At 69.8% G+C, this 21,441-nt stretch carries 22 protein-coding genes and 1 tRNA gene; 9 read left to right on the top strand and 14 right to left on the bottom strand.

The features are described 5' to 3' along the window. The first annotated feature begins 116 nt into the window (after positions 1–116). The 4 genes from ACEXQC_RS02535 (at position 117) to ACEXQC_RS02550 (ending at position 2,782) form a co-directional block, all read left to right on the top strand. Complete coding sequence (locus ACEXQC_RS02535; protein WP_374818027.1) at positions 117–617, top strand: NfeD family protein; 501 nt, start codon at positions 117–119, stop codon at positions 615–617. After that, positions 614–1,543 carry an SPFH domain-containing protein gene (locus ACEXQC_RS02540; RefSeq protein WP_374818030.1) on the top strand — a complete coding sequence of 310 codons (930 nt, stop codon included), beginning with the start codon at positions 614–616 and terminating at the stop codon, positions 1,541–1,543. The genes ACEXQC_RS02535 and ACEXQC_RS02540 overlap by 4 nt, the downstream gene beginning before the upstream one ends. Beyond that, complete coding sequence (locus ACEXQC_RS02545) at positions 1,521–2,303, top strand: glycerophosphodiester phosphodiesterase family protein (RefSeq protein WP_374818032.1); 783 nt, start codon at positions 1,521–1,523, stop codon at positions 2,301–2,303. The genes ACEXQC_RS02540 and ACEXQC_RS02545 overlap by 23 nt, the downstream gene beginning before the upstream one ends. A 113-nt stretch (positions 2,304–2,416) precedes the next feature. Next, positions 2,417–2,782, top strand: a complete 366-nt coding sequence (locus tag ACEXQC_RS02550) for an RNA polymerase-binding protein RbpA (RefSeq protein WP_374818034.1) — start codon at positions 2,417–2,419, stop codon at positions 2,780–2,782. A gap of 48 nt (positions 2,783–2,830) precedes the next feature. Here ACEXQC_RS02550 and lnt read toward each other — a convergent pair whose 3' ends face one another. From lnt to ACEXQC_RS02600, 10 genes are read right to left on the bottom strand one after another with little or no spacing between them, the layout of a single operon-like run. Beyond that, a complete protein-coding gene (lnt, locus tag ACEXQC_RS02555) occupies positions 2,831–4,480 on the bottom strand; it encodes an apolipoprotein N-acyltransferase (RefSeq protein ID WP_374818036.1) in 1,650 nt (549 codons plus the stop codon). Next, positions 4,477–6,990, bottom strand: coding sequence for a DEAD/DEAH box helicase (locus ACEXQC_RS02560; RefSeq protein ID WP_374818038.1), 2,514 nt, complete (start codon positions 6,988–6,990; stop codon positions 4,477–4,479). The genes lnt and ACEXQC_RS02560 overlap by 4 nt, the downstream gene beginning before the upstream one ends. After that, on the bottom strand, positions 6,990–7,787 hold the full coding sequence (gene tatC / locus ACEXQC_RS02565; protein WP_374818040.1) for a twin-arginine translocase subunit TatC: 798 nt from the start codon (positions 7,785–7,787) through the stop codon (positions 6,990–6,992). The genes ACEXQC_RS02560 and tatC overlap by 1 nt, the downstream gene beginning before the upstream one ends. Before the next feature lie 6 nt (positions 7,788–7,793). Next, positions 7,794–8,096, bottom strand: coding sequence for a Sec-independent protein translocase subunit TatA (gene tatA, locus ACEXQC_RS02570; protein ID WP_374818042.1), 303 nt, complete (start codon positions 8,094–8,096; stop codon positions 7,794–7,796). Positions 8,097–8,103: 7 nt separating this feature from the next. Next, positions 8,104–8,442 (bottom strand): hypothetical protein, encoded by a 339-nt coding sequence (locus ACEXQC_RS02575; RefSeq protein WP_374818044.1) that lies wholly within the window; start codon positions 8,440–8,442, stop codon positions 8,104–8,106. A 9-nt stretch (positions 8,443–8,451) separates the two neighbouring features. Next, positions 8,452–9,477: a helix-turn-helix transcriptional regulator gene (locus tag ACEXQC_RS02580; protein ID WP_374818046.1), complete on the bottom strand. Its 1,026-nt coding sequence runs from the start codon at positions 9,475–9,477 to the stop codon at positions 8,452–8,454. Next, positions 9,467–10,483: a helix-turn-helix transcriptional regulator gene (locus ACEXQC_RS02585; protein ID WP_374818048.1), complete on the bottom strand. Its 1,017-nt coding sequence runs from the start codon at positions 10,481–10,483 to the stop codon at positions 9,467–9,469. Before ACEXQC_RS02585 ends, ACEXQC_RS02580 begins: the two co-directional genes overlap by 11 nt. Positions 10,484–10,506: 23 nt before the next feature. After that, on the bottom strand, positions 10,507–11,409 hold the full coding sequence (locus ACEXQC_RS02590) for an FKBP-type peptidyl-prolyl cis-trans isomerase (protein WP_374818050.1): 903 nt from the start codon (positions 11,407–11,409) through the stop codon (positions 10,507–10,509). A 44-nt stretch (positions 11,410–11,453) separates the two neighbouring features. Continuing rightward, positions 11,454–12,479, bottom strand: coding sequence for a tRNA (adenine-N1)-methyltransferase (locus ACEXQC_RS02595; RefSeq protein WP_374818052.1), 1,026 nt, complete (start codon positions 12,477–12,479; stop codon positions 11,454–11,456). Beyond that, positions 12,476–13,177 carry an HAD family hydrolase gene (locus tag ACEXQC_RS02600; protein WP_374818054.1) on the bottom strand — a complete coding sequence of 234 codons (702 nt, stop codon included), beginning with the start codon at positions 13,175–13,177 and terminating at the stop codon, positions 12,476–12,478. Before ACEXQC_RS02600 ends, ACEXQC_RS02595 begins: the two co-directional genes overlap by 4 nt. Positions 13,178–13,267: 90 nt before the next feature. Here ACEXQC_RS02600 and ACEXQC_RS02605 point away from each other — a divergent pair, with 90 nt between their 5' ends. Next, positions 13,268–14,221 carry a PAC2 family protein gene (locus tag ACEXQC_RS02605; protein ID WP_374818056.1) on the top strand — a complete coding sequence of 318 codons (954 nt, stop codon included), beginning with the start codon at positions 13,268–13,270 and terminating at the stop codon, positions 14,219–14,221. A gap of 54 nt (positions 14,222–14,275) precedes the next feature. Here the strand turns inward: ACEXQC_RS02605 and mshC are convergent, their stop codons facing one another. The 3 genes from mshC to ACEXQC_RS02620 are packed head-to-tail and all read right to left on the bottom strand — an operon-like array spanning position 14,276 to position 17,803. Continuing rightward, positions 14,276–15,571 carry a cysteine--1-D-myo-inosityl 2-amino-2-deoxy-alpha-D-glucopyranoside ligase gene (gene mshC, locus ACEXQC_RS02610; RefSeq protein ID WP_374818058.1) on the bottom strand — a complete coding sequence of 432 codons (1,296 nt, stop codon included), beginning with the start codon at positions 15,569–15,571 and terminating at the stop codon, positions 14,276–14,278. A 57-nt stretch (positions 15,572–15,628) separates the two neighbouring features. Beyond that, a complete protein-coding gene (locus ACEXQC_RS02615) occupies positions 15,629–16,453 on the bottom strand; it encodes an undecaprenyl-diphosphate phosphatase (protein ID WP_374818060.1) in 825 nt (274 codons plus the stop codon). A 36-nt stretch (positions 16,454–16,489) separates the two neighbouring features. After that, positions 16,490–17,803, bottom strand: a complete 1,314-nt coding sequence (locus tag ACEXQC_RS02620; RefSeq protein ID WP_374818062.1) for a M20/M25/M40 family metallo-hydrolase — start codon at positions 17,801–17,803, stop codon at positions 16,490–16,492. 106 nt (positions 17,804–17,909) lie between these two features. Here ACEXQC_RS02620 and ACEXQC_RS02625 point away from each other — a divergent pair. The 4 genes from ACEXQC_RS02625 to ACEXQC_RS02640 all read left to right on the top strand — a co-directional run bounded on the left by ACEXQC_RS02625 (position 17,910) and on the right by ACEXQC_RS02640 (position 19,977). After that, a tRNA-Leu gene (locus ACEXQC_RS02625) sits at positions 17,910–17,994 on the top strand. A gap of 100 nt (positions 17,995–18,094) precedes the next feature. Next, on the top strand, positions 18,095–18,595 hold the full coding sequence (locus ACEXQC_RS02630; protein ID WP_374818064.1) for a DUF1269 domain-containing protein: 501 nt from the start codon (positions 18,095–18,097) through the stop codon (positions 18,593–18,595). Between the two features lie 44 nt (positions 18,596–18,639). After that, positions 18,640–19,239: a sulfite oxidase-like oxidoreductase gene (locus tag ACEXQC_RS02635; protein WP_374818066.1), complete on the top strand. Its 600-nt coding sequence runs from the start codon at positions 18,640–18,642 to the stop codon at positions 19,237–19,239. Positions 19,240–19,263: 24 nt separating this feature from the next. Next, a complete protein-coding gene (locus ACEXQC_RS02640; protein WP_374818068.1) occupies positions 19,264–19,977 on the top strand; it encodes an FAD-binding oxidoreductase in 714 nt (237 codons plus the stop codon). On the opposite strand, the gene ACEXQC_RS02645 is transcribed toward ACEXQC_RS02640, so the two are convergent. Next, positions 19,974–21,425, bottom strand: coding sequence for a peptide MFS transporter (locus ACEXQC_RS02645; RefSeq protein ID WP_374818070.1), 1,452 nt, complete (start codon positions 21,423–21,425; stop codon positions 19,974–19,976). The two genes, ACEXQC_RS02640 and ACEXQC_RS02645, sit on opposite strands and share 4 nt — an antisense overlap. Between the last annotated feature and the right edge of the window lie 16 nt (positions 21,426–21,441).

Here is a 21,441-nt window from a genome sequence, read left to right on the forward strand (position 1 = left end):
AGAACTCCTCGTGGCTGGAACGACCCCCCGAGACTACCAAGTAGCCGTTGCTCCATCAGCCCGACGCGGAACCCTGCTAGCGTCGAAGGAGGCCGATCGAATGCGAGAGGAGACCGATGATGATCGAATTCCTCGACTCCTACGCCTGGATCCTGTGGCTCGGCCTCATCCTCCTGTTCGTCGTCATCGAGATGCTGACTCTCGAGTTCACGTTCCTCATGATCGCCATCGGCAGCCTCGGCGGTCTCATCGCGGGCGCGGTGGGTGCGCCCTGGTACGTGCAGGTCGTCGTGGCGGCGGTGCTGTCGCTGCTGCTCATCCTCACCATCCGTCCGCCCCTGCTGCGGGCTCTGAAGCGCGGCAGCGATCCGGCCCTCAGCAATGTCGACGCCCTGCTGGGGCTCGAGGGCCTCGTGGTCGACGAGGTCACCACGACCGCCGGCCACGTCAAGCTCTCGAACGGCGACACCTGGACCGCCAGGGTCTCCCCGCACACCGAGCGCCGCGATCTGCGAAGGGGCGAGCGCGTGCTCGTCACCGCCATCGACGGGGCCACCGCCGTCGTGGTCCCCGCCGAGCACGGTGGGCCAGACATCACGAAGGAGTCAGCATCATGAACGACACCGTAGGCCAGGTGCTCACGGTCATCGTCGTGGCCATCATCGTCATCTTCGTGCTCGTGGTGGTGGCGCGCTCCGTGCGCATCATCCCGCAGGCCAGGGCCGGCGTGGTGGAGCGGCTCGGCCGCTACCACAAGACGCTCATGCCCGGCCTCAACATCCTCGTGCCGTTCATCGACAGGCTGCGGCCGCTCATCGACCTGCGCGAGCAGGTCGTCTCGTTCCCACCTCAGCCCGTCATCACCGAGGACAACCTCGTGGTCTCCATCGACACCGTGGTCTTCTTCCAGGTGACGGATGCGCGTGCGGCGACCTACGAGATCGCCAACTACCTCGGCGCGGTCGAGCAGCTCGCCACCACGACCCTCCGCAACGTCGTCGGTGGTCTGAACCTCGAGGAGGCTCTCACGAGCCGCGACGAGATCAACGGCCAGCTGCGCATCGTGCTCGACGAGGCCACCGGCAAGTGGGGCATCCGCGTGGGCCGGGTGGAGCTCAAGGCCATCGACCCGCCCGCCTCGATCCAGGACTCGATGGAGAAGCAGATGCGCGCCGAGCGTGAGCGCCGCGCCGTCATCCTCACCGCCGAGGGCACCAAGCAGTCCGCGATCCTCGAGGCCGAGGGCCACCGGCAGGGTGAGATCCTGCGCGCCGAGGGCGACGCCCAGGCCCAGGTGCTCCGCGCGCAAGGTGAGGCCGAGGCCATCACCACGGTGTTCAGCGCCATCCACAAGGGCGAGCCCGACAACATGCTGCTCGCCTACCAGTACCTGCAGACCCTGCCGAAGCTCGCGGAGGGCTCGGCCAACAAGCTCTGGGTCATCCCGAGCGAGCTCACCGAGGCGCTGAAGGGCATCGGTCAGGCGTTCGCCGAGCGGGGCGAGCCGAAGGCGGGCGAGAGTGGCACGCCGCCGAAGTTCTGAACCGCGTTCCCCCTGGTTCGCGCCGGCGCGACCGCGCATCCTCGCGCACCGAGGGCTCGCGCAGGGCGTGCCGGAGAACACCCTCGCCGCCTTCGCGAAGGCCATCGAGGCGGGAGCCGCGTACATCGAGACGGATGTGAACGCCACGGCCGACGGCATCGCCGTGGCGGCCCACGACCCCACGCTCGACCGCGTGGCCGGCCGCACCGACCGCATCGCCGATCTCACCCTGGCGGAGCTCCGGGCGATCGATCTGGGTGGTGGCGAGCGGTTCGAGACCCTCGCCGAGGTGCTCGCGGCGCATCCGGAGACGCGCTTCAACATCGACATCAAGGCGGCGGATGCGTCGGCTCCGGCCGCGGCGGCCATCCTCGCCGCAGGCGCCGCCGACCGCGTGCTCCTCACCTCGTTCTCCACAGCCAGGCGCCGGGCCGCCGTCGACCTCCTCGAGGGCCGCGTGGCCGCGTCCGGCTCGGCCGGCGAGTTCGTGCCCGCGCTGATCGCCGTGAAGCTCGGGCTCGTGCCCCTCGCCCGCCTGCTGCTGCGGCGGGTCGACGCGGTGCAGATCCCGCAGCGCATCTGGCGCCTCCGCGCCACCACTCCCCGCACCATCCGCCGACTGCACGCGGCCGGCGTCGAGGTGCACGTGTGGACGATCAACGACCCCGAGGAGGCCGAGCGCCTGCTCGCGAACGGTGTCGACGGCATCGTGACCGATCGTGTCGACCTCATGCTTCAGCTCGTGCGCTCACCCCCCTAACTGGGTCTGGCGCGGTGTTCGCTGGGAGACCACTGGCAATAGCACGGATCGGAAAGGATTGCACGTCTTCGACGGTTTATAACGTTGGAAGCAACGCGAGAGGAGACCACACAATGGCAGATCGCAGCTTGCGAGGAATGCGCTTGGGCGCACAGAGCCTGCAGAGCGAAGAGGGCGTGGTTTTTTCACCCCGAACCACGTACGCGTACCGGTGCGCCACGTGCGGCCGTGACACCGAGATGGTGTTCTCGGCCGAGGCCGAGGCGCCGGAGACCTGGGAGTGCAAGTTCTGCAGCCAGGAGGCGACGTTGATGGTGGGCTCAGAGCCCATGACCGTCGACCACGCCGACGCCAAGACGCCGCGCAGCCACTGGGACATGCTGCTCGAGCGGCGCACACGCGCCGAGCTCGAGGAGCTGCTCGAGGAGCGGCTGACCTACCTGCGTGCCCGTCGCGGCACGCACAAGATCGGCGCATAGCCGCCGATCCGGCTGCATGCCTGCCCGGCTATCGTCCGGCGCGGCAGATCATGAGCGTCGTTCCGCCTTCGGGCGGGGCGGCGCTTTCGTCGTCGTGCCCCGCGAGGTGAGCGCGACCGCGAGCCCGATGAGGCCGAATCCGGCCACGAGCCACTCGATCTGGAAGCCCAGCACCGCCGCGGGGGTCTGCACGGTCGCCAGCGGTACGTCGGCCACCATGGTGCCCGGTTCGTAGGCCGGGATGCCGGTGATCCTCGAGCCGTCGGGTGCGATGATCTCGCTCGTGCCCACGGTCGAGATGTTCACGACCGAGCGGCCGAACTCCACCGCGCGCAGCCGGGCGATCGCGAGCTGCTGCAGGTTCTCGTCGGTCTGGCCGAAGTCGGCGTTGTTGGTCTGCGCGAGCACCACCTGGGCGCCCTCGGCCGACATGGCCCTCATGACGGCGTCGTCGGTGATGTCGAAGCAGATGGAGATGCCCGCGATGATCCCGTCGATGTCGAAGGTCAGGTCGGTGCTCCCGAAGCTGTAGTCGCGGCTCACCATGTCGATGAGGTCGGGTGCGAACGGGCGGAAGAACTCCCGGTTGGGCATCCACTCGGCGAACGGCACGGGGTGCCGCTTGTCGTAGTAGTCGGCGATGCCGCCGTTCTGCCAGAGCAGCGAGGTGTTGAAGACTTCGTCTCCCCTCGCCTGGATGGTGCCCGCCACGATCGGGATGTCGCCGAGCAGGGTGCTCACCTCGTCGAGGGTCTCGGCGGCGAGGGAGGATCGTGCCGGGTCGAGGTCGGAGGCGTTCTCCGGCCACACCACCATGTCGAGGTCCTTCTCGGAGGCGAGCGGGAGGGTGGCGGAGACGTGGTCGCTCAGGATGTCGCCCGGTGCATTCACCGCGAGCAGTCCCGCATCCGAGTTGCCCTGCACCGCGGCGATGCGCGAGGTGCCCTCCGTGGCGGTGGGCCAGGCGGGAACTGCGAGGGTGGCGGCCACGGCGATGCCGGCGGTCAGCACCCGGGTGGTGGCCGGCAGCCCGTTCTCGCGCACGAGCTGGATGAGGAAGGCGACGAGCCAGACCAGCACGAAGCTCAGCCCGGACATGCCGACCCACGCCACGAGGTCGGTGTAGGGGCTCTCGGACTGCGACATGGCCACGCGACCCCACGAGAAGCCGCCGTAGGGGAAGATCGCGTTGAGTCCCTCGCGGAGCGTCCACAGCCCGGCCACCACGAGCGGCAGGATGACGAGGCGCCCCGCGCGGGTGGGCCAGGTGCGGTCGGCCCGGCGGTAGACGAGGGCGATGAGGAGGGCGCCGAGGGCGAAGTAGACGGCCTCGAAGCCCGTGAGCCCGATCCACGGCAGCGGGCCGAGGTAGAGGGTCAGCCAGAAGATGTGGGTGCCCCAGAACGAGGCTCCCGCCACGAGGCCCACGAGCAGGGCTCCGCCCCAGCGGCGGCCGATCAGCGAGACCAGCACGATCCCCGTGCCGAGGAGGGTGAGCGGCCACCAGCCCTTGTCGGGGAAGCCCGCGTCGAAGGCGATGCCGGCACCCACCGCGGCCACGAGGGCCAGCCAGAGCGGCAGCACGGGGCGCACGAACGGCTCGGAGGTCGGCACTTCCGGGGTGAGAGCGAGACGGTCGGCTCCGGCCGCGGATCGGTTGCTCCTGAGCCCCTTGCGGGCGAGGTCGAGGCCGCTCATGCCACGGAGGAGTACGCGACGATGCCACGGCGCACGGCGTCGATGGCGGAGCGGGCGGTGGAGGCGAGGTGGGCGTCTGGCGTGCCCTGCAGCTGGTCGAGCAGGTCGATGGTCTGCTTCGACCAGCGCACGAAGTCACCGGCGGCCATGTCGGCGAGGTCGAGCACCTCGTCGAGGCCGGCGCCTCGGGCCCAGCGGTGCATCGCGGTGGCCAGCCCCGTGGAGACCGGGTTGCTGCCGGGGAGCCGGTGGTCGCGCTCGACGTCGTCGATCGAGGCCCAGAGCGTCTGGGTCTCGTCGAGAGCCGCTCGGAAGGCACCGCGAGGCAGGAACCGCTCGGGGCCGTCACTGTCGTCACGCCGGGGCTCGTAGACGAGCGAGCACGCGATGGCGGCGAGCGAGGCCGCATCCAGCTCGTGCCAGACCTTCCGACGGATGCACTCCGCCACCAGCAGGTCGCGCTCACCGTAGATGCGCTTGAGGGTGTGGCCCTGGGGTGTGAGCCCCGTCACGCCGTGCTCGTCGTTCTTGAGGTAGTCCAGGCCGAGGAGCACGTCGGTGACACGGTCGAAGACCTTGGCGATCACATTGGTGCGGGTCTGGATCTGCTGGGTGAGCCGATCCGTCTCGCGCTTGAGGGTGAACCAGCGCTCCGCCCACCGGGCGTGCGACTCGCGATCCTTGCAGCCGTGCACGGGGTGCGAGCGCAGCTGCTTGCGGAGCGACGCGATGTGCCGCTGGCGCTTCTCGCGGTCGCCGCGGGAGAGCGTGTCGGCCTTGCCGGCGCCCGAGCGCTCGAGGTCGGTGAGCTCGCGACGGATCTTCGCGTACTCGCGGAAGTCGCCGAGGTGGCACGTCATGGCGGTCTCGAAGCCCGCGAGCGAGTCCTCCTGCTGCCGCACCTTGCGGGCCAGGTCGACCACGGCGCGGTCGGCCTGGAACTGGGCGAACGACGACTCGAGGATCTCGCGGGCCCTCGAGCGGCCGAACTGGTCGATGAGGTTGACCGCCATGTTGTAGGTGGGGCGGAAGCTCGAGTTGAGCGGGTAGGTGCGCCGCGAGGCGAGCGAGGCGACCTCCTGCGGATCGAGACCCTCCCGCCACTGGATGACGGAGTGGCCCTCCACGTCGATGCCGCGGCGGCCCGCCCGCCCGGTGAGCTGCGTGTACTCCCCCGCCGTGATGGGCACCCTGGCTTCGCCGTTGAACTTCTCGAGCTTCTCGAGCACCACCGTGCGGGCGGGCATGTTGATGCCGAGCGCGAGCGTCTCGGTGGCGAAGACGACCTTGACGAGCTTCTTCTGGTAGAGCTCCTCCACGACCTCCTTGAAGGCGGGCAGCATGCCGGCGTGGTGGGCGGCGACTCCGCGCTGGAGCCCCTCCGTCCACTCCCAGTAGCCGAGCACCGCGAGATCCTCGTCGAGCAGGGTGCGGCACCGCTCGTCGACGATGCGGCGGATCTCGTCGCGCTCCTCGGTCGTCGTGAGGCGCACCCCGGCACGCAGCACCTGCTTGACTGCCTGGTCGCAGCCCACACGGCTGAACACGAAGAAGATGGCGGGCAGCAGGCGGTGCTCGTCGAGCAGCGCCACCACGTCGGGGCGGTCCATGCGCTCGAAGCTCTGGTGGCCGCCGCGGTGGTACCCGCCGCGCCCGCCGCTCCTGCCGCCCCCTCGGCCTCCGCCTCCCCCGCCGCGGCCGCCCCGGCCGGCGCTGTAGCCGGCGCGGTTGCGGTCGGCCCCGAGCGAGGCCCCGCCGCGCACGAGCTGGGCGAGCTCGGGGTTCACCCGGTTGGTGGCGGCGCGCCCCGTGGAGTCGAACAGGTCGATGAGCTTGGTCTTCACGAGAGCGTGCTGGTCGAGCGGCACGGGCCGCTCCTCCGAGACGATCACCTCGGTGTCGCCGCGCACGGCCTGCAGCCAGTCGCCGAACTCCTCGGCGTTCGACACGGTGGCCGAGAGCGAGACGAGCTTGACCGTCTGCGGCAGGTGGATGATGACCTCCTCCCACACCGCCCCGCGGAACCGGTCGGCGAGGTAGTGCACCTCGTCCATCACCACGAAGCGCAGGTTCCTCAGCAGGTCGGAGTCGGCGTAGAGCATGTTGCGCAGCACCTCGGTGGTCATCACCACGATGCGGGCGTCGGCGTTGACGTTGGTGTCGCCCGTGAGCAGCCCCACCTCATCCGGACCGTACTCGGCCACGAACTCGTTGAACTTCTGGTTCGAGAGCGCCTTCATGGGGGCCGTGTAGAACACCTTGTCGCGCACCGACTGCATGGCGAGGTGCACCGCGAACTCCGCCACCACGGTCTTGCCCGCTCCCGTGGGGGCGGCCACGAGCACGCTCCTGCCGTCTTCGAGGGCACCGGCCGCCTCGATCTGGAAGGGATCGAGGTCGAACGCCTGCGCGCTGCGGAAGATCTCGACCTGGGGGTGCCCTGCCCTCGTGCGGCTGGCCGCGAACCGCTCGGCGGGGCTCAGCACGGCGTCCGTGTCGCGCACGGCCATCAGACGGCCAGCTCGAGGTCGAGGCGGGAGGCGAGGCGTGCCGCACGGCGGTCGTGCAGCGCCGCGATGCCGGCCGCCAGGAAGTACAGACCGATCATGGGGATGGCGAGCAGGAACATCGACATCACATCGGCGGCGGGTGTGGCGATGGCCGTGAAGAGGGTGACGGCGAGGATGGCGATGCGCCACGACCTCAGGATGTCCGCGGCCGGGAGCACCCCGGCGAAGTTGAGCAGCACGAGGAACACCGGCAACACGAAGGCCACGCCGATCACGAGCACGAGCTTGAGCACGAAGTCGAAGTAGGAGCGGGCGGTGAGGAGCGCTGTGGTGCCCTCGGGCGCGAAGCCCGTGAGGAGCTCGACCATGTGCGGCAGCACGAACCACCCGGCGGCGCAGCCGGAGAGGAAGAGCGGCACGGCGGCGGCCACGAAGCCGATCGCGTAGCGCTTCTCGCTCTTCTTGAGGCCGGGCATCACGAAGGCCCAGAGCTGGTAGAGCCACACCGGCGACGACACGACGATGCCCACCGTGAGGGCGATCTGGATGCGCAGGTCGAACGCGGACGAGACGTCGGTGAAGTTGAGGCTCGCATCGCGGTTCTGCTCGGCCGCGAGCTCCGCGATCGGCTGGATCATGGCGGCGAGCACGAAGTCCGAGATGGCGAAGCCGCCGATGGCTGCGGCGACGATGGCGATGGCGGCGATGGTGAGCCGCTTGCGCAACTCGATCAGGTGCGCGCCGAGCGACATCCGACCGTCACGCGGGCGCTGCTGCCGCTGTGACTTGGGGGCCATGCGGCCCTACGACTTCGGGGTGTCCGAGGTGCTCCCCGGATGAGGGGCCGGGGCCGGAGCGGCACCCGTCGCCGGGGTCTGGCTCTCGGCCTGGTACGGAAGCGGCGTCGGAGCGGCGGCAGCAGCGGCTGCGTTGGCCTCGGCGGCCTTCTCGGCGGCGCTCTCGTCTTTCATCGCCTTGGTCTCGTTGCGGAAGATGCGAAGCGACTGACCGAGGCTCTTCGAGAGCGCCGGGAGGCGGGTCGCACCGAAGAGGAGCAGGATGACGACCAGGACGATGATCAGGTGCCAGCCGGTGAGGTTAGCCATATGAGATCTACTTCCTTAGCGTCGGAATCGTTGCCGGGTTGATCAACAGCTTACCTCGGGCGAGTCTGGCTTCTCTGCGTGCCTCCCGCACGTGAGCTCTGCGCTCCTTCAGAAGATCGTGTCGTCGCGACACCTCCTGGTAGCCGAGGGCGATCGCCCGGTCGGGATGCTCGGCGGCGAGCTCCTCGACGTTCTCGGTGAGCCGGGCGATCTTGTCGCCGAGCTCCTCGAGCTCGCGCAGGGTGGCGGTGAACTTCTTGAAGAGGCGGTAGCCTAGGCCGGCGAGCATGCCGAGGAGACCCAGCACCAGGACGGTCCAGATGATCAGCCACGCCCACCACTCCATGAACCCAGCCTAGACCGGGTATCTGGCGAGGGCCCTCGCGGCCCAGTCGACCACGGCGGCTCGCGCCTCCGGAGGATCGACCACCGTGACCGCAGAGGGGCGGGAGGCCGCGAGCCTCGTGAGGCCGTTGAGGTGCGCCACCCTGATGCGCGCACGCACCCTGCCGCCGACGGGTTCGAGCTGACGCGGGTCGACACCGGCCATGAACTCGCCCAGCAGGGCGACGGCGTCGGGATCGACGTCGATGGTCACCACGAGATCGTCGTCTCCCCCCTGGAACAGACTGTCGCCGAGGGTGAGGTCGCCGTGCTCGGTGTCGACCGGCCGATCCGTGACGGCGATGCCGGTCATGCGGTCGAGTCGGAAGGTGCGGACGGCCTGGCGCAGGTGGTCCCAGGCGCGCAGGTACCAGTTCTCGTCGTCCGAGTCGATGCGCAGCGGATCGACCTCACGGCGCTCCGCGGAGCCACGCGACGAGAGGTAGTCGAACTCCAGCCGCACTCCCCTGGCGAGTGCGTCGCGCACCTCGGCGAGGGATCCGGTGGCGTCGCTCGAGGCGATCGCCACCTGGCTGGGGCTCTCCGAGGCGCCGCGCGCGAGCTTGTCCATGAGCGACGAGTAGACCCCGCTGTCGACGTTCTCGGGCAGCGACTGGAGGTACTGCAGACCGGCGATGAGCGCCGCGGCCTCCCTGGCGGAGAAGCGGGGCGAGTCGTCGAGCGCCACCTGGTGGGTGATCACGATCTCGTCGTGCTCGTCGAGGGCGTCCCACGAGATGTCGAAGAGGTCGCCGTGCTGGTACTGGGTGGTCTCGCCGGGCACGCCGGAGACGGCGATGAGCGACACCGCATCCCGGATCTGCTTCTCGGTCACCTGGAAGTGCGCCGCCGCCTCGGCCACCGTGACCCGCCCGGCATCGAGCAGGTAGGGAACGAGGGCGAGGAGGAAGGTGAGGCGGTCCTGGGCGAAGGCGAGCGGCTCGGCGGCGGGCTCGCGGCCGGCGCCCTGGCCTCGGGCCGGTCGGTCAGCGGCCATCGGTCGCGCTCCCCTCGTGGGCGGTGATCGCGAGCTGCAGTCGCGCTTTCACGGCATCGACGAGGTGCGCGGGCGAGCGCACGAGCACCTCGGGGCCGAAACCGGCGAGCTCGTCGGCGAGCAGGGCGGCATCGGTGAAGTGCAGCCGCACCACGTCGCCCGTGGTCGAGGCGCCGCGGCGTCGACCGAGCCGCACCGCCGCATCCGTGGCCGGCGTCACCTCGATCTCGGCGACGTTCGCCTCCCACAGGGCGTCGAGCTCGGCGAGGGCGTCGGCGGCGTAGGTGCCGGGGGCCAGGGGGACGGAGTGCCTGCCTAGCTTCACGGGGCCGGAGATGCGGGAGAGCAGGAACGTGCGCGGCTCGCCGACCCCCTGGTCGATGGCCTTGAGGTGCCAGCGGCCCTGGTGCTGCACGAGGGCGAGCGGCTGCACCGTGCGGAGGCGTGCGGCCGCATCCCCCGGCTTGAGGTAGAGGAAGGTGGCGGTCGCCCCTCTGGCGAGCGCATCCGAGAGCGGACCGAAGGCGGCGTCCCGAGTGCGGATGCGCGGGGCGTAGCCGAGCACGGGCTCGGTCGTCTCCGCGCCGATCGAGCGCAGCTTCAGGAGCGCTCTTCTCGACTCTCGGGAGAGCGATCCCTCGCGCCAGGCCATGGCGGCGAGGTTGAGCAGCGTGGTCTCGGCCGGCGAGAACGCGATGTCGGCGGGCAGCTCGTAGGCCGTGCGCGGGATGCGGTAGCGCATGGACTGGTTGTTGCCGGGGTCGCCGGGCGACTCGAGGGTCTCGAGGGGCACTCCGAGCTCGCGGATGTCGTCTTTGTCGCGCTCGAACTGCCGCTCGAGGCTCGCGTTGTCGCCGTGCTGCTCGAACCGCTGCCGGTAGCCCTGCACCGTCGAGAGGATCTCGTTCTTCGTGAGACCTGACTCGGTGGCGAGCAGGGCGAGCACGAGGCTGAACAGCCGTTCCTCCACGGCCACGGGCGGGGTGGCGCGGTTCTCGGAGGGCACGACTGAATCCTAGGCCGCTCCGTCTAGCTCGCGGGCAGGACGCCCACGATGTCGACGACGTAGGCGGTGGCCGATCCGCTGCCGTCGGGGATCACCACGATGACCTCGGAGCCGACCTTCTGGCCCACGAGGAACTCCGAGATGCCCGCGGGCTGGCTGGCCGAGGCCGCCGCTTCGTCGTCGCTCATGGTCCAGACCGCGGGCGATCCGTCCTCCCACGTGGAGGAGGTGACGGCGCGGGTGCTGTACGAGACGGCGGTGGACTGCACCACCACGGTGTCGCCCTCGGCCACCTCGGCGCCGTCGCCCTTCTTGAGCAGGGCGCTCTTGGCCTCCTCGGGCGCGGTCTGCGCCCCGATGGTGATGCCGGGGCGGCCGTCGGGTGCGTGCACGACGCCGGGGAAGCCGGAGGTCGCGGGCTGGTCGGCGCCATCGGCGGCCTGCGGGAAGGCGGCCGAGACGTCGAAGACCATGACGATCGAGCCGGGGGCCCCGTCGACGATCTGGCTGGCCTCGTCGTTCGGCAGCACCACGACGGTGCGCTGACCGCTCGTGCTGCAGAGGAGTGCGTCGCGGAGACCCTCCGGGAGCCCGTCGGAGACGACGAGCGCGGTGGCCTGGGTGGCGCCGGCGGGCTGACCCGACTCGCCGTCGTAGATCGTGTAGGAGCCGGCGATGGTTCCGCCGATGCCGATGGGGTCGCCCTCGCCCTCGATGAGCACCGAGCTCTGTGCCTCGTCGACCGTGAGGGGGAAGGGGAACGAGGCCTGGGGGTCGGCGCCCGCCTCGCCGGTCGCCGTCACGATCGAGCTCGCGTCACCGGAGGGGGTGACCTTCGAGCAGTCGGGTGCGGCGGGTGCGCCGCTGCAGCCTGCGAGTGCGACCAGGAGGCCTGCCGACAGGGTGAGCGCGAGAGACTTGCGCACGGATCCTCTTTTCTGGGTTCGACGAGCCGTGGCTCAGTGCGGACCTATCCTATTTCATCGGCGGCGGGAGCTTCGCCCGTCTCGCCGCGCGCTTCTCTGGCCAGGGCAGCGTCGGCGGTGGCTGTGGCGGCGCGCACTCGTTTGCGGAGGCTCTTGGCGCTGATGCCCCGTTCGCCGAGCGCTCCTGGCGTCCAGGCCTCCATGTCCTCGTCGGAGAAGTCGCTCTTCGAGGCACGGCGCTTGAGCTCGGGCAGCACGGCCCCCGGCGCGAGGCGGCGGGCGGAGACGAGGAAGCCGGTGTGCCCGATCATCCGGTGGTCCGGGCGCACGGCGAGACCCTCCACGTGCCAGCCGCGCACCATCGTCTCGTTCGGCACCGGGTTGGTGAACAGACCGGTGTCGCGGATGGCCTCGACCACGCGCGAGAGCTGCGTGACGGTGGCCACGTAGCAGAGCACGATCCCGCCGGGCTTGAGCGCCTCGGCCACCGCGGTGATGCACTCCCACGGCGCGAGCATGTCGAGCACGACGCGATCGACGGAATGCGCCTCGTGGGTCTCGGGCAGCGCCTCCACGAGGTCACCCACGGTCACCGTCCACCCCTCGGGCACTCCGCCGAAGTACGCAGCCACGTTGGCGCGCGCCACGTCGGCGAACTCGTCGCGTCGCTCGAAGCTCGACAGTCGACCCTCAGGGCCGATCGCCCGCAGAAGCCACAGCGAGAGGGCGCCGGAGCCGACACCCGCCTCCACCACGGTCGCGCCGGGGAAGACGTCGGCCTGGGCCAGGATCTGCGCGGCGTCCTTGGGGTAGATGATCGCGGCGCCGCGCGGCATCGACATCACGAAGTCGGTGAGCAGCGGGCGCAGCGCGAGGTGCTCGACGCCCACCGAGTTCGCCACGACGGAGCCGTCCGGCAGACCGATCAGGGTGTCGTGGTCGATGAAGCCGCGGTGGGTGTGGAAGACCTTGCCCGACTCGAGCGTGATGCTGTTGAGCTTGTTCTTCGGCCCGGTCAGCTGCACGCGGTCGCCCTCGCGGAAGGGGCCGCTGTAGTGGGCGCCGCTCATGCGCGCACCTCGTCGTCCACACCGGCACGCACGTCGCGGAGCACGGCGGAGAGATCCTCGATGCCGCGGCCGTCGAGGGTGGGCCAGATGACGTGCGCCCCCGAGTCGTCGAGGGCGAGCAGGTGCTCCACGCCGATCACGGCGGCTCCGGAGGCGACGGCCGAGGTGACCCCGGTGACCGAGTCCTCGATCGCCACGGCGTGCGCGATGTCGATGCCGAGGGCGGCGGCCCCGAGCAGGTAGGGCTCGGGATGCGGCTTGCTGTGGGTGACCTCGTCGGCCGAGATGACGGCACCGAACGGCGCGAACGGCAGCAGCTCGGCCACGTGCTTCGCCATGCGGCCGATCGACATCGTCACGAGGGCCTGGGGCACACCCGCGTCGTGCAGAGCGCTCAGCAGCTCGACCGCGCCGGGGCGCCACGGTGCGCGCTCGCTGATCTGCTCCATCACCTGCGTCGAGAGCAGCTGGATGATCTCGTCGCCCGGCATGTCGACGCCGAACTCCTGCAGGATGGCGGCGGAGCGGTCGAGCCCGGATCCCACGAGGGTCATCGCCGCCTCATGCGTCCACTGCCCGCCGTAGGAGGCGACCAGTCGTTCCTGCGCGAGCATCCAGTAGGGCTCGGTGTCGACGATGGTGCCGTCCATGTCCCAGAGCACGGCGGAGGGGACGGGGGCGGGGTGGGTTTCGGTCACGGGCGACAAGTCTACGGTGCGCCGCCTATCCTTGACTGATGGCAACCGCACCGTGCGGTGGTCCCGGAAGGCAGTGAGGTACCCATCACGGTGTCAGACAACGGATTCCTCCGCGGCAGGCTCCTCCTCGTCGCGTTCGAGGGCTGGAACGATGCGGGCGAGGCCGCGACCGGTGCGCTCAAGCTGCTCAGGGAGCAGCTCGACGTGACGCCCATCGCCGAGGTCGAGGCCGAGGAGTACTTCGACTTCCAGTTCAACCGCCCCACCGTCACGGTCGACGAGGAGGGGCGGCGCGTGCTCATCTGGCCGGGCGCCACCGTGTTCGGCCCCGATGGCGACGATGCCGCGCTGCCCACCGACGTCACGGCGGAGGCGCAGTCCGGGACCGAGTCCGAGGCCGCAGACGCGGCCGGTCGGGTCTACCTCCTCATCGGCTCCGAGCCGTCGCGCAACTGGCAGACCTTCACGGCCGAGATCATGTCGACGGTCGTGGCGGAGGACATCAGCGGCATCGTGCTGCTCGGCGCGATGCTCGCCGACGTGCCGCACACCCGCCCGATCTCGATCTTCTGCACGAGCGAGAACCCCGTGGTGCGCAGCGAGCTCGAGATCGAGCGCAGCACCTACGAGGGCCCCGTGGGCATCCTGAGCGTCATCGCCGACGCCGCCGAGCAGCTGGGGGTGCCGACGGTCTCCGTCTGGGCCTCCGTGCCGCACTACGTGCACAACGCCCCCTCGCCCAAGGCCACCCTCGCCCTCGTGGAGAAGGTGGAGGAGCTCATCGGCGTCGACATCGACCGCGGCGAGCTCGCCGACGAGTCCACGGCCTGGGAATCGGGCATCGACGCGCTCGCGGGCGACGACGAGGACATGGCGGCGTACATCCAGCAGCTCGAGCAGGCGCGCGACACGGTCGACTCCCCCGAGGCCAGCGGCGAGGCGATCGCCCAGGAATTCGAGCAGTACCTGCGCAAGCGCGGAGACGGTCGAGACGGCCGCGCCGGTGGGGACGGCCGCCCCGACGAGCCCTGGCGGCGCGACTAGCGGTCGGTCACACGTCAGGCGGCCGCGCCGTCACACGGTGAGGCGGTCACGCCCTCACGCCGTGAGGCGGATGCCGAGCAGTGCGTCGACGAGCCGCGTCACGAGCTCGGTCGACGAGGCCGTGTGGGCGCCGTCGAACCAGTCGTCGACGAGGGCGAGCGCACCCGGCGTGTCGAGGTCGTCGTGCAGGCGCGCCCGCACGGCGTCGAGCAGCGCGAGAGCCGCGTCGTCGTCGTCGGCGGGGTCGACCTCCACGTCGAGCGGCACGAGGCGGGCGGCTCCCGCGCGCCAGCGCTCGAGGCGCGCGGTGGCGAGCAGCTCGTCGCCGCGCAGCCACTCCCAGTCGTCGCGGTAGGGGTGTCCGAGGATGGCGAGACGGATGGCGGCCGGCTCTATGCCCGCCGCGCGCAGCTGAGAGACGAGCACGAGGTTGCCGAGCGACTTCGACATCTTCTCGCCGTCGAACGCCACGAGCCCACCATGCGCATTCACCCGGGCGAACCGCTCGCCCGTGAGGGCTGTCGCGTGGGCCGCGCTGAACTCGTGGTGCGGGAAGACGAGGTCTCCACCGCCGCCCTGTACGCAGATGGTGTCGCCCAGCGTCTCGCGGGCGATCACCGAGCACTCGATGTGCCAGCCGGGCCTGCCGCGGCCGAGCACGTCGACGTCCCAGGCCGGCTCACCCTCGCGCTCGACCCTCCAGAGCAGCGGGTCGAGCGGTGAGCGCTTGCCTGGGCGCTCGGGGTCTCCCCCGCGCTCGGCGAACAGCCGGCCCATGGTCGCCTCGTCGAGGCCGCTCTCCGATCCGAGGGTCCACGGGGTGGCCGCCTCGGCCGCCGCGTTGTCGAAGTACCAGTCCGCGTCGCCGTCCCGCACGGCATCCGGAGTCGGCACCCGGTAGGCGAAGCCGCGATCCGCGAGCCGCGCCACGGCGGCCGCGATCTCGTCGATCGTCTCGGTCACGCCCACGTAGGCATCGGGAGGGCTCACCCTGAGCGCCTCCATGTCGGTGCGGAAGAGCTCGACCTGGCTCGCGGCGAGCTCACGCCAGTCCACACCCGTGGCGGTGGCGCGCTCGAGCAGCGGGTCGTCGACGTCGGTGACGTTCTGCGTGTACGACACCTCGAGCCCAGCGTCGAGCCACACCCGCACGAGGGTGTCGAAGGCGAGGTAGGTGGCCGCGTGCCCGATGTGGGTGGCGTCGTAGGGCGTGATGCCGCAGACGTACAGCGTGGCGGGAGAGCCGGCCGACGCGGACTCGAGGAAGCGACCGCTCGAGTCGTCGTGGAGCCGGGCGGCGGCTCCACGGCCGGGCAGAGCGGGGATGTCGGGTCGGGGCCAGGATCGCACTGATCAAGCCTAGACGACAGGCAGCACCCCGGATCGCGACGCCCCCGCCCCGGCCGACTACGCCGCGAGCACGCCCGTGGAGAGCAGCACGATGAGCACGCCGCCGAGCGCGATCCGGTAGATCACGAAGGGCAGGAACGAGCGCTTCGAGATGTAGCTCATGAAGAAGGCGATCACGACGAGCCCCACCACGAACGCCACGAGGGTGGCGATGCCGGTCTCGAGCGGCCCGTAGTAGTTCTCCTCGCCCAGGCTCTTCGCGAGCTGGAAGAATCCGCTGCCGAACACGGCCGGAATCGCGAGCAGGAACGAGTAGCGGGCGGCGGCGCGCCGCTCGTAGCCCATGAAGAGCCCCGCCGTGATGGTGCCGCCCGAGCGCGAGACGCCCGGGATGAGAGCGAGGGCCTGCGCGAGCCCGAAGACGATGCCGTGCGGCACCGTGAGGTCCTTCAGCCGCCGCTGCTTCGCACCCACGTAGTCGGCGATGCCGAGCAGCACGCCGAACAGGATGAGCATGAAGGCCACGATCCAGAGCGACCGGAGGGTCGTCTCGATCTGGTTCTGGAAGAGCACACCGAGCACCACGATGGGCAGCGAGCCCAGGATGATGAGCCAGCCCATCCGCGCATCAGGATCGCCCCTCGGCACCTTGCCCACGAGCGACTTCGCCCAGCGCGAGATGATCCGCACGATGTCGCGCCAGAAGAACACCACCACAGCCGTCTCGGTGCCGAGCTGCGTGATGGCGGTGAAGGCGGCGCCGGGGTCGGCGGCCCCTGGCAGCAGCTCGCCGACGATGCGCAGGTGCGCGCTCGAGGAGATCGGCAGGAACTCCGTGAGGCCCTGCACCAGGCCGAGGATGATCGCGTTGAGAAAGTCCATGGCTCCCTTGAGCAGAAGAAGAGGAGGGGGCTGCGGTCAGTACTCCAGCAGCAGATCGGTCAGAACGTCTGTGCCAAACGATAGCGCCTCGAGCGGCACCCGCTCGTCGACCCCGTGGAACAGGGCCGGGAAGTCGAGGGCGGGCGGCAGCTGCAGGGGCGCGAACCCGAAACCGCGGATGCCGAGCAGGCTCAGCGCCTTGTTGTCGGTGCCGCCCGAGAGCAGGTAGGGCAGCACCTCGGCGCCTGGGTCGTGCTTCTGCAGGGTGGCGGTCATGGCCTCCACGAGCTCGCCGTCGAACGTGGTCTCGAGGCCGATGTCCTGGTGGGTGATGGCGATCTCGATGTCGTCGCCCACGATCGCGCGGATCTCGGCGAGCACCTCCTCCTCGTGGCCGGGCAGCACACGCACGTCGATCATCGCCTCGGCGCGGTCGGGCACGACGTTGTGCTTGTAGCCGGCCGTGAGCCCCGTGGGGTTCGCCGTGGTGCGCAGGGTGGCCGAGATGAAGCGCGAGGCGGTGCCCGTGGCGATCGCGATCTCGTCGGCGCTCACCTGCTGCGCATCCTTGCCGAGGATGTCGGCCACCCGGTCGAGCAGCTGGCGGGTGGTGGCGGTGAGGTGCAGCGGCCACTCACGACTGCCGATCGCGGCCACGGCACGGGCGAGGCGCGTGACGGCGTTGTCGGTGTTGATCTGCGAACCGTGACCGGCCGTGCCGCGCGCGATGAGCTTCATCCAGATGAGCGCCTTCTCCCCGGTCTGCACGAGGTACGCGCGCTTGCCGTCGAGATCGATGGAGTAGCCGCCCACCTCGCTGATGGCCTCGGAGGCGCCCTCGAAGAGCTCGGGGTGCTCGCGCACGAGGTAGCCCGAGCCCAGCACTCCCCCGGCCTCCTCGTCGGCGAAGAACGCGATCACGAGGTCGCGGGCGGGCTGCCGCCCCGAGCCGAGGATGCGATCGAGCGCGGAGATCATCATGGCGTCCATGTTCTTCATGTCCACCGCACCGCGGCCCCACAGCATGCCGTCCTTGACCTCGCCGCCGAACGGATCGACCGACCAGTCCTCGGCGATGGCGGGCACGACGTCGGTGTGGCCGTGCACCACGAGGGCGGGCTTCGACGGGTCGCGGCCCGGCACACGGGTGACGATGCTCGTGCGCCCCGGCTCCGCCTCGAAGCTCTGCACCTGCAGCCCCAGCCGCTCGAGGTGCGCCGCGAGGTACTCTGCGGCATCCGTCTCGCCGTTCGAGCGCCCCTCCCCGAAGTTCGAGGTGTCGAAGCGGATGAGGTCGCGGGCGATCCGCGCCGTGAGGTCGAGGCCGTCGTTCGGAGGTGTGGACATCATGACGGACACGCTACCCGGCCCCCTGGAACGGCAGTGGAATTCCGCCCTCGCGATCCGTGCTATCGTCTTCTCTTGGCTGGTCGAGCGATCGACAGGCCAGACACTCGTCCGGGTGGCGGAAATGGCAGACGCGCTAGCTTGAGGTGCTAGTGCCCGTATAGGGCGTGGGGGTTCAAGTCCCCCCTCGGACACACTGGTTGAGACAGTAACGAAGACCCGGTCACACGACCGGGTCTTCTGTCGTTAACGGCTATCCCCTACGCTCAGAAAAAAAGCGAAAGGAAGACCCCCATGGCAGATCTCATCGTCATCGCCTTCGACACCGAGAAGGATGCGGAAGGCGCCTACGAGAAGGTCCAGGAGCTCGACGGAGACCTCATCGTGCAGCTCGCCGGCCTCGCCCTCGTCAAGGTCGACGAAGACGGCAAGACCCACGTCGACCACCCGGGCGCTGTCGGCAACATCGGCCTCGGCGCCGCGGGCGGAGCCCTCTTCGGCACCCTCATCGGCATCCTCTTCCTCGTGCCCTTCGTGGGGCTCGTCTTCGGCGGTCTCATGGGCGCGCTGTTCGCCGGCATCGACAAGACCGGCCTCAACAGCGAGTTCCGCGCCCAGGTGAGGGACTCCGTGAGCGCGGGCAAGTCGGCCGTCGTGATCTACACGACCAAGATCACCGAGGACAAGTTCGCTGCGGCGCTCGCGCCGTTCAACGGCACGATCATCAAGACGTCGCTGTCGGTCGAGGACGAGCAGGCGCTCATCCACGATCTGTCGGAGAAGCCCGCGGTCTGAGCCGCGTAGGCTTGACGCACCGCAGTCGGTCAGGAGGAGAGCACATGGGAATCATCACTCCGGGATTCTTCGGCAGAGCACGCGAGGCCGATCCCAAGCTGCCGCCAGGGCAGTACGAGACGAAGGACTTCCCGGTGCTCTCCGCCGGGCCGACCCCCAACATCCATGCCGGTGAGTGGTCGTTCTCCATCACCAACGAGTCCGGTGACGTGAAGCGCTGGTCGTGGGACGAGTTCCGGGCGCTGCCCGTCGAGACCGTCGACACCGACATCCACTGCGTCACCCGCTGGTCGAAGTTCGACACCACGTGGCGCGGCGTCTCGCTCGACACCCTCTTCGAGGACGTGGAGACGGATGCCGGGTACACCATGGCGCACTCGTACGGCGGCTACACCACCAACGTGCCCCTCGAGGATCTGCTCGACGGCAAGGCCTGGGTGGCCTTCGAGTTCGGCGGCGAGCCGCTCGACCCCGAGCACGGTGGCCCCGCCCGGCTGCTCGTGCCGCACCTGTACTTCTGGAAGAGCGCCAAGTGGATCACGGGCCTCACGCTGCACGACTCGGACGAGCTCGGCTTCTGGGAGGTCAACGGCTACCACGCCTACGGCGACCCGTGGAAAGAGCAGCGCTACTCGTATGAATGATCGCTCGATCCAGCGAGGGCGAGCGTGAAGTGGGCCATCGCCGACGTCGTCGGCATTCGTGAGGAGACCCCGACGGCGCGCACCCTCATGCTGCGCATCCCGGAGTGGACCGGGGCTCTCGCAGGCCAGCACATCGACATCCGCCTCACCGCTCCCGACGGCTACCAGGCGGCGCGTTCGTACTCGCTCTCGTCGGCGGCCGGCGACCCGGTGGTGGCCGTGAGCGTCGAGCTCATGGCCGACGGCGAGGTCTCCCCCTACCTCGTGCGGGGTGTCTCGGTGGGCGACCAGCTCGAGGTCGTGGGTCCGCTCGGCGGCTGGTTCGTGTGGCGACCGGCCGCACAGCCAGAACCGCTCCGGCTGATCGGTGGCGGCTCGGGCATCGCACCCCTCATGTCGATCCTGCGCACCCACGTGGAGGCCGGCAGCACGGCGCCTGTGCACCTGCTCTACTCGGTGCGCTCCCCCGAGTTCGTCTACTACCGCGACGAGCTCGCCGAGCTGGCCGCGGCGACGGCTGCGCAGGTCGACATCCAGTACACCCGCCACGCCCCCGCGGGCTGGCAGGGCGCTCTCGGCCGCATCGACGCCGCCCGGGTCACCACGTGGGCGGCGGGGGTCGAGAACGCGTCGACCTACATCTGCGGCCCCACCCCGTTCGTGGAGCTCGCCTCCAACGCCCTCGTGGCCGCAGGAGCCGACCCGCAGTCGGTGCGCACGGAGCGCTTCGGCGGCTAGCGCACGCCCATCATGAGCTTGCGCACCCACGGTGTGATCGCGATCAGAGCCACGCCCACCGCGATCGCCACGGCGCCGGAGATGCCGAAGTAGGGCGGCTCGTTCGTCTCGTCGTAGAAGCCGGCCAGCACACCCGAGAGCGCCGTGCCGAGAGCGACGGAGAGGAAGAACAGGGCCACCATCTGCGTCTGGAACGCCTGAGGAGCGAGCTTGGTGGAGAGCGAGAGGCCTACGGGCGAGAGCAGCAGCTCGGCGATCGTGAAGACGAAGAGGATGCCGATGAGCGCGATGAGCGGCGTGCCGTTCTGCCCCGTTCCCGAGAACGGGATGAACAGCAGGAACGCGATGCCCATCACGATCGCCGCGGTCGCGAACTTGTAGGGCGTCGCGGGCTGCTTCGCCCCCCATCTCGTCCAGATGGCGGCGAACACCCCGGAGAGGATGATGATGAAGATCGGATTGATCGACTGCACCCACGCCACCGGCATGGTCCAGCCGAAGAGGTCGAGGTTCAAGCGGTCGTTGGCGTAGATGGTCACGACGGTGAACTGCTGCTGGTACAGCGACCAGAAGGCCACGCTCGTGATGAACATGGGGATGAAGGAGATCACGCGCTTGCGCTCGATGGTCGAGAGCTTCTTGCTGGTCAGGATGACGGCGAACAGCGCGATCGCCGCCGCGAGGGTCACGATCACCACGGCGTCGGCCGAGTTGTCGGCCGTCAGCACTCCCGCGAGGATGAGCCCGATCACGAGTGCGATCGCCGCCACCGCGATGAGACCCATCGTCAGTCGGCGTGCGGGGGGCAGCGGGTTCGGCACCTCCTTCGCCCGCGCCGGCAGCGAGCGACGCCCGAACGAGTACTGAACGAGTCCGATCGCCATGCCGACGGCGGCGACGCCGAAGCCCCAGTGGAACCCGGCGGAGGTCTGCAGCAGGCCCGTGAGGATGGGGCCGAGGAACGCGCCGAGGTTGATGCCGAGGTAGAAGATCGAGAAGCCCGCGTCGCGGCGCACGTCCTGCTCGCTGTAGAGGGTGCCCACCACGGAGGTCGCGGTCGCCTTGACTCCCCCCGATCCCAGGGCGATGAGCACGAGGCCGGTGCCGAGACCCACGAAGCCCGGCAGCAGCGCGAGGGCGAGGTGGCCGGCCATCACCACGATCGCGCTCACGAAGAGGGTGCGCTCAGAGCCCGCCAGTCGGTCCGCGATCCAGCCGCCCAGAATGGTCGCGAGGTAGACCGAGCCGCCGTAGGCGCCGATGATGCTCACCGCGACGGGCTTGGGGATGCCGAGACCGCCCTCGGTGGCGCTGTAGAACATGTAGAGCAGCAGGATGCCCTGCATGCCGTAGAACGAGAACCGCTCCCACATCTCCACGCCGAACACGTGCACCAGCGAGAAGGGCTGACCGAAGAAGGTGCGCTCCTTCGTGCTCTCAGTCGTCATGCCGCCATCGTGCCAC

It is taken from the genome of Herbiconiux liukaitaii, assembly GCF_041927495.1.
GTDB classification, from domain to species: Bacteria; Actinomycetota; Actinomycetes; order Actinomycetales; family Microbacteriaceae; genus Herbiconiux; species Herbiconiux liukaitaii.

What these genes read in the sequence shown, in the direction of transcription:
- ACEXQC_RS02635 (WP_374818066.1), top strand. Translation starts at nt 18,640, where the DNA reads ATGGGAATCATCACTCCGGGATTCTTCGGCAGAGCACGCGAGGCCGAT.
- ACEXQC_RS02535 (WP_374818027.1), top strand. Translation starts at nt 117, where the DNA reads ATGATGATCGAATTCCTCGACTCCTACGCCTGGATCCTGTGGCTCGGC.
- tatA (WP_374818042.1), bottom strand. Translation starts at nt 8,096, where the DNA reads ATGGCTAACCTCACCGGCTGGCACCTGATCATCGTCCTGGTCGTCATC.
- ACEXQC_RS02580 (WP_374818046.1), bottom strand. Translation starts at nt 9,477, where the DNA reads ATGGCCGCTGACCGACCGGCCCGAGGCCAGGGCGCCGGCCGCGAGCCC.
- ACEXQC_RS02615 (WP_374818060.1), bottom strand. Translation starts at nt 16,453, where the DNA reads ATGGACTTTCTCAACGCGATCATCCTCGGCCTGGTGCAGGGCCTCACG.
- ACEXQC_RS02560 (WP_374818038.1), bottom strand. Translation starts at nt 6,990, where the DNA reads ATGGCCGTGCGCGACACGGACGCCGTGCTGAGCCCCGCCGAGCGGTTC.
- ACEXQC_RS02630 (WP_374818064.1), top strand. Translation starts at nt 18,095, where the DNA reads ATGGCAGATCTCATCGTCATCGCCTTCGACACCGAGAAGGATGCGGAA.
- ACEXQC_RS02645 (WP_374818070.1), bottom strand. Translation starts at nt 21,425, where the DNA reads ATGACGACTGAGAGCACGAAGGAGCGCACCTTCTTCGGTCAGCCCTTC.
- ACEXQC_RS02550 (WP_374818034.1), top strand. Translation starts at nt 2,417, where the DNA reads ATGGCAGATCGCAGCTTGCGAGGAATGCGCTTGGGCGCACAGAGCCTG.
- ACEXQC_RS02540 (WP_374818030.1), top strand. Translation starts at nt 614, where the DNA reads ATGAACGACACCGTAGGCCAGGTGCTCACGGTCATCGTCGTGGCCATC.
- ACEXQC_RS02620 (WP_374818062.1), bottom strand. Translation starts at nt 17,803, where the DNA reads ATGATGTCCACACCTCCGAACGACGGCCTCGACCTCACGGCGCGGATC.
- ACEXQC_RS02595 (WP_374818052.1), bottom strand. Translation starts at nt 12,479, where the DNA reads ATGAGCGGCGCCCACTACAGCGGCCCCTTCCGCGAGGGCGACCGCGTG.
- lnt (WP_374818036.1), bottom strand. Translation starts at nt 4,480, where the DNA reads ATGAGCGGCCTCGACCTCGCCCGCAAGGGGCTCAGGAGCAACCGATCC.
- ACEXQC_RS02575 (WP_374818044.1), bottom strand. Translation starts at nt 8,442, where the DNA reads ATGGAGTGGTGGGCGTGGCTGATCATCTGGACCGTCCTGGTGCTGGGT.
- tatC (WP_374818040.1), bottom strand. Translation starts at nt 7,787, where the DNA reads ATGGCCCCCAAGTCACAGCGGCAGCAGCGCCCGCGTGACGGTCGGATG.